Annotated in this window: 15 protein-coding genes; 10 read left to right on the forward strand and 5 right to left on the reverse strand. The window is 70.6% G+C overall.

Annotation, left to right across the window (positions count from 1 at the left end; all coding sequences use genetic code 11):
• Window positions 1–112 precede the first annotated feature (112 nt).
• The gene (locus IQ210_RS02905; RefSeq protein ID WP_194076542.1) at window positions 113–826 is read right to left on the reverse strand and encodes an FAD binding domain-containing protein; all 714 of its coding nucleotides are present in this window, start codon (window positions 824–826) and stop codon (window positions 113–115) included.
• 258 nt (window positions 827–1,084) lie between these two features.
• Between IQ210_RS02905 and IQ210_RS02910 the strand changes: the two genes are divergently transcribed.
• The 4 genes from IQ210_RS02910 to IQ210_RS02925 are packed head-to-tail and all read left to right on the forward strand — an operon-like array spanning window position 1,085 to window position 4,311.
• The gene (locus tag IQ210_RS02910; RefSeq protein ID WP_194076544.1) at window positions 1,085–2,158 is read left to right on the forward strand and encodes a PhoH family protein; all 1,074 of its coding nucleotides are present in this window, start codon (window positions 1,085–1,087) and stop codon (window positions 2,156–2,158) included.
• 13 nt (window positions 2,159–2,171) lie between these two features.
• The gene (gene ybeY / locus IQ210_RS02915; protein WP_109498898.1) at window positions 2,172–2,669 is read left to right on the forward strand and encodes an rRNA maturation RNase YbeY; all 498 of its coding nucleotides are present in this window, start codon (window positions 2,172–2,174) and stop codon (window positions 2,667–2,669) included.
• Window positions 2,666–3,955, forward strand: a complete 1,290-nt coding sequence (locus IQ210_RS02920; protein ID WP_194076546.1) for a hemolysin family protein — start codon at window positions 2,666–2,668, stop codon at window positions 3,953–3,955. The genes ybeY and IQ210_RS02920 overlap by 4 nt, the downstream gene beginning before the upstream one ends.
• On the forward strand, window positions 3,952–4,311 hold the full coding sequence (locus IQ210_RS02925; protein ID WP_194076548.1) for an MmcQ/YjbR family DNA-binding protein: 360 nt from the start codon (window positions 3,952–3,954) through the stop codon (window positions 4,309–4,311). The genes IQ210_RS02920 and IQ210_RS02925 overlap by 4 nt, the downstream gene beginning before the upstream one ends.
• Here IQ210_RS02925 and IQ210_RS02930 read toward each other — a convergent pair.
• Window positions 4,273–5,793: an MFS transporter gene (locus tag IQ210_RS02930; RefSeq protein WP_194076550.1), complete on the reverse strand. Its 1,521-nt coding sequence runs from the start codon at window positions 5,791–5,793 to the stop codon at window positions 4,273–4,275. The genes IQ210_RS02925 and IQ210_RS02930 overlap by 39 nt on opposite strands.
• A gap of 148 nt (window positions 5,794–5,941) precedes the next feature.
• On the opposite strand from IQ210_RS02930, the gene IQ210_RS02935 reads away from it, so the two are divergent.
• The 5 genes from IQ210_RS02935 (at window position 5,942) to IQ210_RS02955 (ending at window position 10,604) form a co-directional block, all read left to right on the forward strand.
• Window positions 5,942–6,760, forward strand: coding sequence for a helix-turn-helix transcriptional regulator (locus tag IQ210_RS02935; RefSeq protein ID WP_194077082.1), 819 nt, complete (start codon window positions 5,942–5,944; stop codon window positions 6,758–6,760).
• A gap of 34 nt (window positions 6,761–6,794) precedes the next feature.
• Window positions 6,795–7,145, forward strand: coding sequence for a cytidine/deoxycytidylate deaminase family protein (locus IQ210_RS02940; protein WP_194076552.1), 351 nt, complete (start codon window positions 6,795–6,797; stop codon window positions 7,143–7,145).
• 436 nt (window positions 7,146–7,581) lie between these two features.
• Complete coding sequence (locus IQ210_RS02945; RefSeq protein WP_194076554.1) at window positions 7,582–8,058, forward strand: hypothetical protein; 477 nt, start codon at window positions 7,582–7,584, stop codon at window positions 8,056–8,058.
• A gap of 148 nt (window positions 8,059–8,206) precedes the next feature.
• Window positions 8,207–9,523: a WxL domain-containing protein gene (locus tag IQ210_RS02950; protein ID WP_194076556.1), complete on the forward strand. Its 1,317-nt coding sequence runs from the start codon at window positions 8,207–8,209 to the stop codon at window positions 9,521–9,523.
• A 67-nt stretch (window positions 9,524–9,590) separates the two neighbouring features.
• Entirely contained in the window at window positions 9,591–10,604 is a 1,014-nt protein-coding gene (locus IQ210_RS02955; RefSeq protein WP_194076558.1) for a WxL protein peptidoglycan domain-containing protein, read from the forward strand.
• Here IQ210_RS02955 and IQ210_RS02960 read toward each other — a convergent pair.
• A complete protein-coding gene (locus IQ210_RS02960) occupies window positions 10,498–10,836 on the reverse strand; it encodes a P-II family nitrogen regulator (protein ID WP_194076560.1) in 339 nt (112 codons plus the stop codon). The genes IQ210_RS02955 and IQ210_RS02960 overlap by 107 nt on opposite strands.
• The gene (locus IQ210_RS02965) at window positions 10,833–12,143 is read right to left on the reverse strand and encodes an ammonium transporter (RefSeq protein ID WP_194076562.1); all 1,311 of its coding nucleotides are present in this window, start codon (window positions 12,141–12,143) and stop codon (window positions 10,833–10,835) included. The genes IQ210_RS02960 and IQ210_RS02965 overlap by 4 nt, the downstream gene beginning before the upstream one ends.
• 174 nt (window positions 12,144–12,317) lie before the next feature.
• Here IQ210_RS02965 and era point away from each other — a divergent pair, with 174 nt between their 5' ends.
• Window positions 12,318–13,277 carry a GTPase Era gene (gene era, locus IQ210_RS02970; RefSeq protein ID WP_194076564.1) on the forward strand — a complete coding sequence of 320 codons (960 nt, stop codon included), beginning with the start codon at window positions 12,318–12,320 and terminating at the stop codon, window positions 13,275–13,277.
• Here the strand turns inward: era and IQ210_RS02975 are convergent.
• Window positions 13,257–14,114 (reverse strand): helix-turn-helix transcriptional regulator, encoded by an 858-nt coding sequence (locus tag IQ210_RS02975; protein ID WP_194076566.1) that lies wholly within the window; start codon window positions 14,112–14,114, stop codon window positions 13,257–13,259. The two genes, era and IQ210_RS02975, sit on opposite strands and share 21 nt — an antisense overlap.
• Window positions 14,115–14,147 lie beyond the last annotated feature (33 nt).

Below are 14,147 nucleotides of genomic sequence, written 5' to 3' on the forward strand. Positions count from 1 at the left end.
GCGCCAGGTGCAGACCTCGCCCGGCCCGGCGGGCCCTGAGGCCGGACGGTGCGGCGGGTGCGTGGCGGGCGGTCGGCGAGGGGGCGAGCCGGTTGGCATGAGGCCCGAGGGCTCAGACCGCCGTACGGCCCAGAACCTCCGCGACCTGCACCCGCACCGCCTCCCGTGCCGGCGCCGGCAGAGCGCCGAGCGGCGTGCCCGCCAGGGCGTCGAGGACCCGGTCGCCGTCCGTGTCGTACGGGACGGTCTCGGTCAGGACGTCGTAGCCGTCCCGTACCGCCACCCGCAGCAGGGGCCTGGACTCGCCGGCGGGTGTCACGGCCGCCGCGATCACCAGCGGGGGCTCGCCGGTCTCCGGGAGCTTGCGGTAGGCGCTGGCCAAGGGGGTGCGCCAGCGCAGGCTCAGCAGGAGCGGGCGCTTCGCCGTGAGTTCGCTGAGGTCGGTCTCGAAGGTGCCCGCCGTGTCCAGTGCCGTGGCCCGGGCGTCCAGCACCAGGGCGGCGGGCAGGAGACAGCGCAGGGTGCTGCCGACGATGTTGCCGCCGACCGTCGCGGTGCGGCGTACCGCCCCGGTGCCCACGCGCGAGGCCGCCTGGTGCAGCACCTCCGGCACCCGCTCGTCGACCCGGTGCAGCAGCACCGCCGCCCCCAGCTCCCCGGCACCGAGCACATTGGCCTCGGGCACCTCGCGCAGGCTCATCGCCTGCTGCGGGAAGCCGTCCCGTTGCCAGACGGCCCACTGGAGGGTGGCTCCGCCGACGGGTATCGCTCCCTCGGACAGGCACTGGCGTGCCTCGGACACGGACGTGGGCAGACGCAAGAGCACGGCCGACCTGCTTTCCCCGGACTGGCGCGACGAGAACCCGGTGCGCGCGTAGCGGTGTCGGCGCGCATTCTCCCCACGCACGCGGGGGGCGTATGCAGGGCTCATCGCTGCACTGAGGGCGCCCTCACGCTCGGTGACCGCGGGCGGAAAAGGCCTTCGGCGTTGTCAGTTCCCCGGCGTACCCTGGAAATCGCCAGGCCGCCCATGTGGCGGGCGAGTCGTTTCGAGGAGGACGAGCAAGGCCTACAGAGCCGGCCCATGACTCAGACACCCACAGATCGCACCCCCGCGCAGGGACAGGCGAGAGCACAGTTCACCGTCCCCGCCCAGCACCCCATGGTGACCGTGCTGGGGTCCGGCGACTCCCTGCTGCGCGTGATCGAGAAGGCCTTCCCGGCGGCCGACATCCATGTCCGGGGCAATGAGATCAGCGCGGTCGGCGACGCCGCCGAAGTGGCCATCGTCCAGCGCCTGTTCGACGAGATGATGCTGGTGCTCCGCACCGGACAGCCGATGACGGAGGACGCAGTGGAACGCTCCATCGCGATGCTCAGAGCGAGCGAGAACGGCACCAACGACGGCCAGGAGACCCCGGCCGAGGTGCTCACCCAGAACATCCTCTCCTCGCGCGGCCGGACGATCCGCCCCAAGACCCTCAACCAGAAGCGGTACGTCGACGCGATCGACAAGCACACGATCGTCTTCGGCATCGGCCCCGCCGGTACCGGCAAGACCTATCTCGCCATGGCCAAGGCGGTGCAGGCCCTGCAGTCCAAGCAGGTCAACCGCATCATCCTGACCCGCCCCGCGGTGGAGGCGGGCGAGCGCCTCGGCTTCCTGCCGGGCACGCTCTACGAGAAGATCGACCCCTACCTGCGCCCGCTGTACGACGCGCTGCACGACATGCTCGACCCCGACTCCATCCCGAGGCTGATGGCCGCGGGCACGATCGAGGTCGCGCCGCTGGCATACATGAGGGGCCGCACCCTTAATGATGCTTTTATCATCCTGGACGAGGCTCAGAACACGAGCCCCGAGCAGATGAAGATGTTCCTCACCCGCCTCGGCTTCGACTCGAAGATCGTGATCACGGGTGACGTGACCCAGGTCGACCTGCCCAACGGCACCAAGTCGGGTCTGCGTCAGGTCCAGGACATCCTGGAGGGCCTCGACGACGTGCACTTCTCGCGGCTCACGTCCCACGATGTCGTACGGCACAAGCTCGTCGGCCGTATCGTCGACGCGTACGAGAAGTACGACAGCAAGCACGGCACCGAGAACGGCGGCCACAAGGGCGGCGGCCGGGGCAGGTCCGGGCACAAGGGGAAGTAGACACCGCAGCACCATGTCGATCGACGTCAACAACGAGTCCGGAACCGAGGTCGACGAGCAGGCGATCCTCGACATCGCCCGCTACGCGCTCGCGCGGATGCGCATCCACCCGCTCTCCGAGCTCTCGGTGATCGTTGTGGACGCCGACGCCATGGAGCAGCTGCACATCCAGTGGATGGACCTGCCCGGGCCGACCGATGTCATGTCCTTCCCGATGGACGAGCTGCGACCGCCCGGCAAGGACGACGAGGAGCCCCCGCAGGGGCTGCTGGGCGACATCGTGCTCTGTCCCGAGGTGGCCAAGAAGCAGGGGGAGGACGCGCCCACGCAGCACTCCATGGACGAGGAGCTCCAGCTCCTGACCGTCCATGGCGTGCTGCACCTGCTCGGCTACGACCACGAGGAGCCGGACGAGAAGGCCGAGATGTTCGGCCTCCAGGCCGCCATCGTGGACGGCTGGCGGGCGGAGAAGGGTATGACGGGTCCGTCGCCGGCCCCGACCGTGTCATGAGCCTTCCCCTCGTCTCCGGCGCGATCGCCCTGGTCGTCGTCGCCTGGCTCGCCGCCTGCGCGGAGGCGGGCCTCGCGCGCGTCTCCAGCTTCCGCGCCGAGGAGGCCGTCCGGGTCGGCCGGCGCGGCAGCGCCAAACTCGCGCAGATCGCCGCCGACCCGACCCGCTATCTCAACGTGGCGCTGCTGGTCCGCGTCGCCTGCGAGATGGCCGCGGCGGCGATGGTCACGTACGCCTGCCTCCAGGAGTTCGACGGCACCACCCAGGCCCTGCTCGTCGCGATCGGCGTCATGGTCCTGGTGTCGTACGTCGCCGTCGGGGTCTCCCCGCGCACCATCGGCCGCCAGCACCCGCTGAACACCGCGACGGCGGCGGCGTACGTCCTGCTGCCGCTCGCGCGGATCATGGGCCCGATCCCCAACCTGCTGATCCTCATCGGCAACGCGCTCACCCCCGGCAAGGGCTTCCGCCGCGGCCCCTTCGCCTCCGAGGCGGAGCTGCGCGCGCTGGTCGACCTCGCCGAGAAGGAGTCGCTCATCGAGGACGACGAGCGCCGCATGGTGCACTCCGTCTTCGAACTCGGCGACACCCTCGTGCGCGAGGTCATGGTGCCGCGCACCGACCTCGTCGTCATCGAGCGCTACAAGACGATCCGTCAGGCCCTCACCCTCGCCCTGCGCTCCGGTTTCTCCCGCATACCGGTGACCGGGGAGAGCGAGGACGACATCGTCGGGATCGTGTATCTGAAGGACCTGGTCCGCAAGACGCACATCAGCCGGGACGCGGAGAGCGAGCTGGTCTCCACGGCCATGCGGCCCGCCGCGTTCGTGCCCGACACCAAGAACGCGGGCGACCTGCTGCGCGAGATGCAGCGGGACCGCAATCACGTCGCCGTCGTCATCGACGAGTACGGCGGCACCGCCGGCATCGTCACCATCGAGGACATCCTCGAGGAGATCGTCGGCGAGATCACCGACGAGTACGACCGTGAGCTGCCCCCGGTGAAGGAGCTGGGCGACGACCGCTTCCGGGTCACCGCCCGCCTCGACATCACCGACCTGGGCGAGCTGTACGGCCTCGACGAGTACGACGACGAGGACGTGGAGACGGTCGGCGGACTCCTCGCGAAGGCCCTCGGCCGCGTTCCCATCGCCGGCGCCTCGGCGGTCGTGGACCTGCCGGACGAGCGGGCGCTGCGGCTGACCGCGGAAGCCGCGGCCGGGCGGCGGAACAAGATCGTGACCGTGCTGGTGGAGCCCGCAGAGGTGCCCAAGGAGGACGAGTGACCCCGAAGGAACTGCGCACCCTCTGCCTCTCCTTCAACGCGGCCGTGGAGGACTTCCCCTTCTCGCCCGAGATCTCCGTCTTCAAGGTGCTGGGCAAGATGTTCGCCCTGTCCTGGCTGGACAACCGCCCCCTGACGGTCAACCTCAAGTGCGACCCGGAGGACGCGGTCCGGCTCCGGGGCGAGTACGAGGGCCTGATCATCCCCGGCTACCACATGAACAAGCGCCACTGGAACACCGTCACGGTCGACGGCGAACTCCCGGACCGGCTGGTCCGGGAGCTCGTGGAGGACTCGTACGACCTGGTCGTGGCCGGCCTACCGCGCGCCGAGCGCCTCCGCCTCGACCGCCCCTGACCGCCGGGTCCGCAGGCCTACGGCGACGAGGGCGGCGGTGGCCAGGACGATCGCCGCGTCGATCGCGACGACCGTGCGGACGCCGGACAGCAGGTCACCGGCGGTCGTCGCCAGGACGCCCAGCAGCGGGATGCCGATCGTGATGCCGACCTGCTGGGTCGAGGTGACCAGGCCGGTCGCCAGGCCCTGCTCCTCGTCCGGCACGCCCGAGGTGACGGTCAGGCCGTACGAGATGATCGCGCCGAGGTGGAACATGCTGGCCAGCGAGACGGCGGCGACGGCCAGCCACACCGAGGCGTTGCCCTCGCCGAGGCCCAGCAGCGCGGCGATCAGGACGCCCTGGCCGGTGAGGGAGACGACCAGCGTGCGGCGGGCGCCGCCGAGCCGGGCGATGACCCTCGGCGTGTAGACGCCCGCCACCACCGACAGCACACCCTGCACCCCGAAGACGAGGCCGGTCTCGAACGCCGACAGGTGCAGGACCTCCTGGAGGTACAGGGTCAGCACGAAGACGATCGTCGACATCATCGAGAAGGTGACCAGACCGCCCAGGTTGCCCCACGCCACCGTGCGGCGGCGCAGCATCGGCAGCGACACCAGCGGGGCCGCGCTGCGGGACTCGACGACCGCGAAGGCGGTCAGCAGGACGAGACCGGCGACCAGGGTGACGACGACGTCGGTGCGGGCGAAGCCGTGGTCGGCGGCCGTCGACAGGGCGTAGATCAGCGAGAGCAGACCGCCGGTGACGGTGACCGCGCCGGGGATGTCCAGGCGGGGGCGGTCCGGGGTGCGGGACTCCGGCAGTAGGCCGGGTGCGAGGGGCAGGACGAGCAGCGCGAACAGGGTCAGCAGGCCCATCGTCGAGCGCCAGCCGAAGGCGTCGGTGAGGACGCCGCCCGCCACCATGCCGACGGTGTAGCCGAGGGACAGCAGCGTGCCGGAGATGCCGAGCGCACGGTCGCGGGCCGGGCCCTCCGGGAAGGTCGTGGTGAGCAGGGACATGCCGGTCGGCACGATGGCCGCCGCGCCCACGCCTTGCAGCGCGCGTCCGGCGAGGAACGACGCCGGGTCCCAGGCGAACGTCGCCAGCAGCGAGGCCGCGGCGAACAGGGCGAGGCCGGTCAGGAACAGCTTGCGGCGGCCGTACAGGTCGCCGATCCGGCCGAAGAGGAGGAGGAAGCCGCCGGACGGCAGCGCGAACGCGGTGACCGCCCACTGGAGTGCGGACTGGCTCATGCCGAGGTCCGCGCCGAGGACGGGCAGGGCGACGTTCAGGACGGAGAAGTCCAGGGCGACCATGAACTGGGCCGCGCACAGGACGAAGAGGACGAGCTTGTCGCGGTGCGAGAGCCGTGGTGCGGGGACGGTCCCGGTCCCGGTCCCGGTTTCGGTCCCGGTCTCGGTTTCGGTTTCGGTTTCAGTTCCGGTCTCGGTTCCGGTCTCGGTTCCGGTGGTGGTTGTGGATGCGGTGTCGGTCGCCATGGGCAAGAGCCTCGTGGCCGCGGAATAGCCGTGGGGAGACGGCAGTTGTCCTGGTGGTGGCACCACCAGGCAACGGCGGCGGTACGAGGGGGACGAGTTCGTGGTGGCGGAGGCTGTCCAGCGGCGGCAGGAGCTGCGGGAGTTTCTGATGAGCCGGCGGGCCCGGGTCTCGCCCGCCGAGGCCGGGCTGCCGGACGGCGGAGCGCGGCGCCGGACGCCCGGACTGCGGCGCGAGGAGGTCGCCGTGCTCGCAGGGGTGGGCGCCTCCTGGTACCAGTGGCTTGAACAGGGGCGGGACATCTCGGTGTCGCCGCAGGTCGTGGACTCCGTCGCGCGCGTGCTGCGGCTCAGCGGCGCCGAGCGCCGGCATCTGTACGTCCTCGCCGGGCTGAACCCGCCGGTGCCCGAGGTGGAGCCGGACCGGCGGGACATGTGCGACGGGCTGCGGCGGATGATCGACGCGTGGATGCCGTATCCGGCGCACATCATGGACCTCTACTACAACTGCGTGCTCTACAACGACGCCGCCGCGATGGTCCTCGGGATGCGGCCCGACATCACGCAGAACTGTCTCGTCGACTTCTTCACCGATCCGATGTACCGGTCGCGGTCGATGAGTTGGGAGCAGAACGCGCGCACCGTGGTGGCCCAGTTCCGGGCGGCCTCGGCCGCGCGGCCCGACGACGAGGGGTTCCGGCAGGTGCTGGCGGACGTGTCGGCGGCGAGTGAGGAGTTCGTCGCGCTCTGGAAGGAGCGGGACATCGAGGACGCCGGGCAGATCCGCAAGGAGCTGGAGCATCCGGTGGTCGGGCTGCTGCACGTCGAGGCGAGCGTGCTGAAGATGCCGGTACGGCCGGATCTGTCGATCGTGCTGCACACGCCGATGGACGAGGTGACGGCCGGGAAGCTGGAGTGGCTGGCGTCGCCGGAGGGGCGGCGGGGGGCGATGTACCCCGTGGCCGGGTGAGGGCCGGTGGGGTGCGGGTACGTATCCTCGGCTCATGACCGACAGCGCGCTTGATCCTGAGGACCGCAAGATCGTGACCCTGGCCCGTTCCGCGCGGGCGCGTAACGGGGTGCCCGAGGGGGCGGCGGTGCGGGACGACACCGGACGTACGTATGTGGCGGGGACGGTGGCTCTTGCGTCCCTGCAGTTGAGCGCGTTGCAGACGGCTGTGGCGATGGCGGTGGCTTCCGGGGCGAAGTCGTTGGAGGCGGCGGCGGTGGTGACGGAGGCGGAGACGGTGGCCGTCGCGGATCGGGCGGCTGTGCGGGATCTGGGTGGGGCGGCTGTGCCGGTGCTGCTGGCGGGGCCGGACGGGGTGGTGCGGGCTACGGTGACGGCGGGCTGAGGTCGGGTTTTTCCTCGCCCCCGCCGCCCCTACCCGTCCCATCACTGGGGGCTGCCGCCCCCAGACCCCCGCTTCGGCCCTGAAGGGGCCTCGTCCTCAAACGCCGGACGGGCTGAAGGATGCGGGCCGGCGCTTCAGAGGTGCCGGACGGGCTGGAGGATGCGGGCCAGCGCCTCAGAGGTGCTGGACGGGCTGGAGGATGCGGGCCAGCGCTTCAGAGGTGCGGACGGGCTGGAGGATGCGGCTGGAATTGAACCTTGTCGTGTTCAGACTCTCGCGTATCAATGGAATCGGTAGTTCCGACGGTCCGTCAGGTTTTCGTTCCTCACCCCCCACGCGGCGCGTCCCGCACCACGCCTCGCACGCGGGCCGTCCGGGCTTCTCCCGTCCATCCCCACATGGCACTTCCCCGATATGGGAAGGGAGTCGGAACCCGATGAGAGGCAAACGAACAGCGACAGGTGCGGCACTGGTGACCGGGGCGCTCGCGGTCGCCGGGCTGGTGTTCGCGCCCGCCGCCCTGGCCGTCAGCCCGGGCAGCGCGACCATCAACGCCGACTGCGGCAGCTTCGGCAGTGGTGAAGCCACCATCACCGCCACCCAGGACGGCACCGCCGCGACCATGACGATCAACTCCTCGGCCATCACCGCACCGATCGGCCTGTCCGAGGACTCGATCACCTCCACCCTCGCTCTGGTGAACGCCTCCGGCGGCACCACGTCCTTCACCGCCACCGAGAACCCGGAGATGGCCGCCGGCGACCCCGTGCAGGTCGGCCCGCTCCCCGGCACCGTGGCCTCCGGTGACAGCCTCGAGGCGTATGGTGGCTCGCTCACGATGACGGTCTTCGGGATCACCATCACCTGTACGGCGACCGCACCGCAGTCGCCGGGACCGTTCGTGTTCGACTGAGAATCGCGCAAATGTCGCTGATGGGCTGTCAGTTCCTGTGAGACGTACAGGAACTGACGGTTCATCAGTTCATGGCTCAATCTCCATTGACTTCTCACGCGATCCCCACATCAATGCCCCCAACTGAGTCAGAGAGGGGGCACTCCCCATGGATACGACATCACGAAGACGCCGCTGGGCCGCACTGCTCGGCGCGGGCGCACTGGCGGTCGCCGCGTCGGGCGGCCTGGCCGGTCCGGCCGCCGCCGCGAGCAACGTCGATTTCGCCACCCACTGCATCCCGCCCGCCGTCGCCGGCATCCCGCCCATCGACGGCACCACGACCGCGCTCATCACGGTCGACAACGCCGCCCCCAAGGTCGGCGACACCGTCACCGTGACCTACACCGTGGTCAAGCCCGCCGCCAGCAACCCCACCGCGATCAGCCTCCCGGCCGACATCATGACGCCGTCCGGCAAGGTCACCCTCGGCGGGGCACAGACCGGGGACGTCACCGTCGTCGGGCCCAAGAAGAACGATCCGGTCGCCGGCAACGCGCCCTTCCCGTCGTTCAGCATGACCGGCACCTTCACCGTCACCACCGCCGGGGCCATCACGCTCTCGCCCGGCGACTACAACATCCACACCAGCTACATCCTGGAGCTGGACACCCCCTGCACCGTCACCAACGGGCCCGCCCCGGTCTCCGAGACGGTCACGGCGAGTCCGGCCACCCAGCCCAACACCCGTGCCATCACGCTCGGTTCGGCCTCCGGGAACCCCGGTGACAGCGTCACCGTCAACGGCAGCAACTTCACCCCGGGCGCGACCGTCACCCTCGCCGGACGCTCCGGTGCCGGCCAGACCGCGGACACCGCGACCGTGACGGCGGACGGCAACGGCGCCTTCAACGGGTCGCTGGTCGTGAACGACAAGACCACTACCGGTGTCGTCGCCTACGAGGGCGCGAGCTGGAGCGATGAAACCGGTGCCGGGCCCGCCGCCTACACCGTCATCGACAACACGCCCATCCCCGACAACGCCCAGAAGATCAGCACCACCGTGAAGGCGGGCACCCTGTCGATGACCCAGGCCGGGGACACCGTCTCCCTGGGCGCGGTCGACTACGGCAAGGGCGGCACCTCGGGCGGCGACCTCAACACCGTGAGCGTCAAGGACTTCCGTGGCGGTGTCGCGGGCTGGTCCCTGACCGGCAAGGTCACCGACTTCACCGGTCCCGGCGCCAAGATCGATGCCGGGGCGCTCAGTTGGACCCCCGCCTGCACCACCAAGGCGGGCAGCCCCAGCACCTGCCAGGCCGGTTCGTCCGGCACCGTGGGCGCGGCCGGGGCGACCCTGGCGTCCGCGCCCAACGGCACGGTCACCGGCGGTGAGTTCACCGTCGACGCGAAACTCTCCCTGAACGTACCGGCGTTCACGCCTCCGGGCACGTACTCCGGCGTTCTCACCCTCACGCTCAGCTGACCGTACGGGCGTCCGCACCCGCCCGTGGCTGTCTGTGTCCGCCTCGTCCTCGTGGGGGTCCGCACCCATGCGTCGTACGTTCTCCGCCCTTGTCCTCGGGCTTCTTCTCGCTGTCCTCGCCCCGCCCGCGCACGCCGCCGACAACGGCAGCTGGTCGGTCTACCCGCTCGCCACGAAGCTGGCCGCGCGGCCCTACTTCTATCTCTCCGCCGACCCCGGGCAGACCCTCACCGACAAGGTGGTCGTCGCCAACAAGACCGGGAAGGCGCTGACTTTCCGGCTGTACGCCGCCGACGCCTACAACACCGCCCGCGACGGCGGCTTCGCCGTGCGCACGGCGAAGGAGAAGATGCGGGGCGTAGGGGTGTGGGCGCGGCCCGCGAAGAGCCGGGTCACCGTGCCCGCGCACGGCAAGGTGACCGTGCCGTTCACGATGAAGGTGCCGGACGGTGCCGAACCCGGTGACCACCCGGGAGCCATCGTGGCCCTCGACGAGCGGATCGACCGGGGCGACGGGTCGGTCGCGCTCGGGGTGCAGCGGGCCGTGGCCGCCCGCGTCTATCTACGGGTCGGCGGGCCGACGCTCCCCGCGATCTCCGTGGAGGACGTCCGGGTCAGCCACCACCAGCCGCTCGTGCCGGGACTGGGCGACAGCGCGGCGACGGTCTCGTACACCCTGCACAACACCGGCAATGTCACCCTCGACCCGAAGGTGGAGCTGCGCGCGACGGGCCTTTTCGGCCGTACGCTGCTCGCCCGCGACCTGACGAACGTCCCCTCCGAGCTGCTGCCCGGGCAGAGCGTCCGGCTGAGCGAGCCGTGGCGGGGCGCGCCCCAGCTGGACTGGGGCGAGGTGACGCTCACGGCGAGCGCGAAGGACACCCGCGAGTCGGCGGGCGCCTCCTTCCTCGCGCTGCCGTGGCTGATGGCGGTGCTGCTGGCGGCGGTCGTGGGGGTGGGGGTCGTACTGCTGATCAGAGCGCGTCGGGGCCGCGCTCGCCGGTCCGCACCCGTACGACCGTCTCGACCGGCAGTGCCCACACCTTCCCGTCCCCGATCTTCCCCGTCTGCGCGGCCTTGACGATCGCGTCGATGACGGCGTCGGAGTCGGCGTCCTCCACCACGACCTCGATACGGACCTTCGGGACCAGGTCGACCTGGTACTCGGCGCCGCGGTACACCTCGGTGTGGCCGCGCTGGCGGCCGTAGCCGCTGGCCTCGCTCACGGTCAGACCGTGGATGCCCATCTCCTGGAGGGCGGTCTTCACCTCGTCGAGGCGGTAGGGCTTGACGATCGCGGTGATGAGCTTCATGCCTGGCTCTTGACCTTCTGGGCGGAGGGGACGGAGGACGCGCTGACCGGGGCGCCGTGGCCCAGGACGCCGTGATCGTATGCGGTCTCGGCGTGCACCGTAAGGTCCAGGCCGGTGTGCTCCTGCTCCTCGCTCGCGCGGAAGCCGATCGTCCGGTCGAGCAGCTTGCCGATGCCGTACGTCACCAGGAAGGCGTACGCCCCCACGGCGACCACGGCCACCAGCTGCTTGCCGAGCTGGGCGAGGCCACCGCCGTAGAGCAGGCCCTCGGTGCCGCCGGTCATCGACTCGACGGCGAAGACGCCGATGAGGAGGGTGCCGACGATGCCGCCGACCAGGTGGACGCCGACGACGTCGAGGGAGTCGTCGTAGTTGAGCTTGAACTTCCAGCTCACGGCGTAGGAGCAGATCACGCCCGCGGCGAGGCCGACGACGAGGGCGCCGAGGAGGGAGACCGAGCCGCAGGACGGGGTGATCGCGACCAGGCCCGCCACCGCGCCGGACGCGGCGCCCAGCGTGGTGGGGTGGCCGTCGCGCTTCTGCTCGACGAAGAGCCAGCCGAGCAGGCCCGTGCAGCCGGCGGCGAGGGTGTTGAGGAAGGCCGCGGCCGCCAGTCCGTTGGCTCCCAGCGCCGAACCCGCGTTGAAGCCGAACCAGCCGAACCAGAGGAGACCGGCGCCGAGCACGACCATCGGGAGGTTGTGCGGGCGCATCGCGTCCTTCTTGAAGCCGAGGCGCGGGCCGAGGACGAGCGCGAGGGCCAGTCCGGAGGCGCCGGAGGTGATCTCGACGGGCAGACCGCCCGCGAAGTCCAGTGCGCCGAGCTTGTCGAGGATCCAGCCGCCCGGGCCCCAGACCCAGTGGGTGACGGGAACGTATACGAGGAGCGCCCAGACGGGAACGAAGACCAGCCACGCGCCGAACTTCGCGCGGTCCGCGATCGCGCCGCTGATCAGGGCCGCCGTGATGATCGCGAAGGTGAGCTGGAAGGTGGCGAAGAGGAGGGTGGGGACCGTGCCCTGGACGCTGTCGGGGCCGAGGCCCGCCATGCCGATGTGGTCGAGGCCGCCGATGAGGCCGCCGCCGGCGTCGTCGCCGAAGGCGAGGGAGTAGCCGGCGGCCAGCCACACCACCGTCACCAGGGCGATCGACACGAAGCTCATCATCAGCATGTTGAGGACGCTCTTCGTGCGGACCATGCCGGCGTAGAACAGGGCCAGGCCCGGGGTCATCAGCAGGACGAGGGCGGTGGCGGCGAGCAGCCAGGCGGTGTCGCCGGTGTCGATACCTTGCGCGGCGAGGGTCACGGTCGTCTCCAACGGTGTGGGGGCTCGTCAGAGGTTCACCGGCGTGCGTTTCCGGACGGGCACGACCGTGTTTCCCCGATGTTTCGTTGCGTGGAGGTTTCCGGGAGCTCACCGGGAGGCGGGTGGGGGGACGCTTGTACGGCGGGGCTCTGTGGATCAGGGAGAATGGGCCGCATGAGCGTTCGTAGTCAGTCATCCGAGCCGTCTGAGCCGACCGGGGCTCCCCATCGCGCCGGCTTCGCCTGCTTCGTGGGCCGCCCCAACGCGGGCAAGTCCACCCTCACGAACGCTCTGGTCGGGCAGAAGGTGGCGATCACCGCCAACCAGCCGCAGACGACGCGGCACACCGTGCGCGGGATCGTGCACCGGGAGGACGCGCAGCTGATCCTGGTGGACACCCCGGGGCTGCACAAGCCGCGGACGCTGCTGGGGGAGCGGCTGAACGACGTGGTGCGTACGACCTGGGCCGAGGTCGACGTGATCGGCTTCTGCCTGCCCGCGAACGAGAAGATCGGGCCCGGTGACCGGTTCATCGCGAAGGAGCTCGCCGGGATCAAGAAGTCGCCGAAGGTCGCGATCGTCACGAAGACGGACCTCGTCGACTCCAAGGCCCTCGCCGAGCAGCTGATCGCGATCGATCAGCTGGGCAAGGAGCTGGGGATCGAGTGGGCGCAGATCGTGCCGGTGTCGGCGACGGCGAACAAGCAGGTGGATCTGCTGGCGGATCTGCTGGTGCCGTTGCTGCCGGAAGGGCCTGCCCTCTACCCCGAGGGTGACCTGACGGACGAGCCGGAGCAGGTCATGATCGCGGAGCTGATCCGTGAGGCGGCGCTGGAAGGTGTCCGGGACGAGCTTCCGCACTCCATCGCGGTGGTCGTCGAGGAGATGCTCCCCCGCGAGGACCGCCCCGCCGACAAGCCCCTCCTCGACATCCACGCCTTCGTCTACATCGAGCGCCCCAGCCAGAAGGGCATCATCATCGGCCCCAAGGGCAAGCGCCTGAAGGAGGTCGGCATCAAGAGCCGCAAGCAGATCGAGGCGTTGCTGGGGACGCCGGTGTTCCTGGACCTCCACGTGAAGGTGGCGAAGGACTGGCAGCGCGACCCGAAGCAGCTACGGCGTCTGGGCTTCTGACGGCGACAGGTCCTGCAAGCCCACCACCCTCAGCAGCTGAAGGCGTTCGTAGGCCTCTGTGCCCGGGCGGGCCGAGTGGACTATCAGGAGGTGGTGGTGTTCGTGGCTCAGCATGACCTCGCAGTCCAGTTCCAGGAGGCCCACCACCGGGTGCAGGAAGCGCTTCGTCGCTCGGTTGCGTTGCGACACCTCGTGGTCCTGCCAGAGAGTCTCGAACTCCTCGCTCGAGGCGCGTAGTTCGGCGACGAGTGCCGCCGGTTCCGGGTCGTCCGGGCGGGACGCCGCCACCGCGCGGAGCGACGAGACGTGGGTGCGGGCGTGGACGGCGATGTCCTCCTCCGGGAAGAGGTCCCGGGCCGCCGGGTCCAGGAAGAAGCGGCGCAGGAGGTTGCGGTCCCGGCGCGGGCGGGACATCACGTCACCCACCAGCGCCTTCGCCATCGCGTTCTGGGCCAGCACCTCACCGCAGTCGTTCACCACCTGCGCCGGGGTGTCGTGCAGCCGGTCGAGGATGAGCAGGAGGCCGGGGCGGACGTGGGCCGATGCCGTTTCCCGCCGTGGAGGCTCCTCGCCCGCCAGGTGGAACAGGTGGTCCTGTTCCACCGCCGTCAGGCGTAGCGCCCGCGCCAGTGCCGTCAGCATCTGGCGGGACGGGCGTGGGCCACGGGACTGTTCCAGGCGCGTGTAGTAGTCCACGGACATCCCCGCCAGCGACGCCACCTCCTCCCGCCGGAGGCCGGGCGTACGGCGCCTCGCGCCCGGCGTCAGCCCCACGTCAGACGGGGTCAGGCGGGCGCGGCCACGGCGTAGGAAGTCCGCCAGTTCGGGTCGGTTCACCCCTCCAGCCTGCGTCAGCCCGCCCGGCTTATC

Source organism: Streptomyces justiciae (assembly GCF_015163075.1).
GTDB classification, from domain to species: Bacteria; Actinomycetota; Actinomycetes; order Streptomycetales; family Streptomycetaceae; genus Streptomyces; species Streptomyces justiciae.

Coding starts and splice junctions, on each gene's coding strand:
- IQ210_RS02910 (WP_194076544.1), top strand. CDS start 1,085: ATGACTCAGACACCCACAGATCGCACCCCCGCGCAGGGACAGGCGAGA.
- ybeY (WP_109498898.1), top strand. CDS start 2,172: ATGTCGATCGACGTCAACAACGAGTCCGGAACCGAGGTCGACGAGCAG.
- IQ210_RS02920 (WP_194076546.1), top strand. CDS start 2,666: ATGAGCCTTCCCCTCGTCTCCGGCGCGATCGCCCTGGTCGTCGTCGCC.
- IQ210_RS02930 (WP_194076550.1), bottom strand. CDS start 5,793: ATGGCGACCGACACCGCATCCACAACCACCACCGGAACCGAGACCGGA.
- IQ210_RS02935 (WP_194077082.1), top strand. CDS start 5,942: ATGAGCCGGCGGGCCCGGGTCTCGCCCGCCGAGGCCGGGCTGCCGGAC.
- IQ210_RS02940 (WP_194076552.1), top strand. CDS start 6,795: ATGACCGACAGCGCGCTTGATCCTGAGGACCGCAAGATCGTGACCCTG.
- IQ210_RS02945 (WP_194076554.1), top strand. CDS start 7,582: ATGAGAGGCAAACGAACAGCGACAGGTGCGGCACTGGTGACCGGGGCG.
- IQ210_RS02950 (WP_194076556.1), top strand. CDS start 8,207: ATGGATACGACATCACGAAGACGCCGCTGGGCCGCACTGCTCGGCGCG.
- IQ210_RS02955 (WP_194076558.1), top strand. CDS start 9,591: ATGCGTCGTACGTTCTCCGCCCTTGTCCTCGGGCTTCTTCTCGCTGTC.
- IQ210_RS02960 (WP_194076560.1), bottom strand. CDS start 10,836: ATGAAGCTCATCACCGCGATCGTCAAGCCCTACCGCCTCGACGAGGTG.
- era (WP_194076564.1), top strand. CDS start 12,318: ATGAGCGTTCGTAGTCAGTCATCCGAGCCGTCTGAGCCGACCGGGGCT.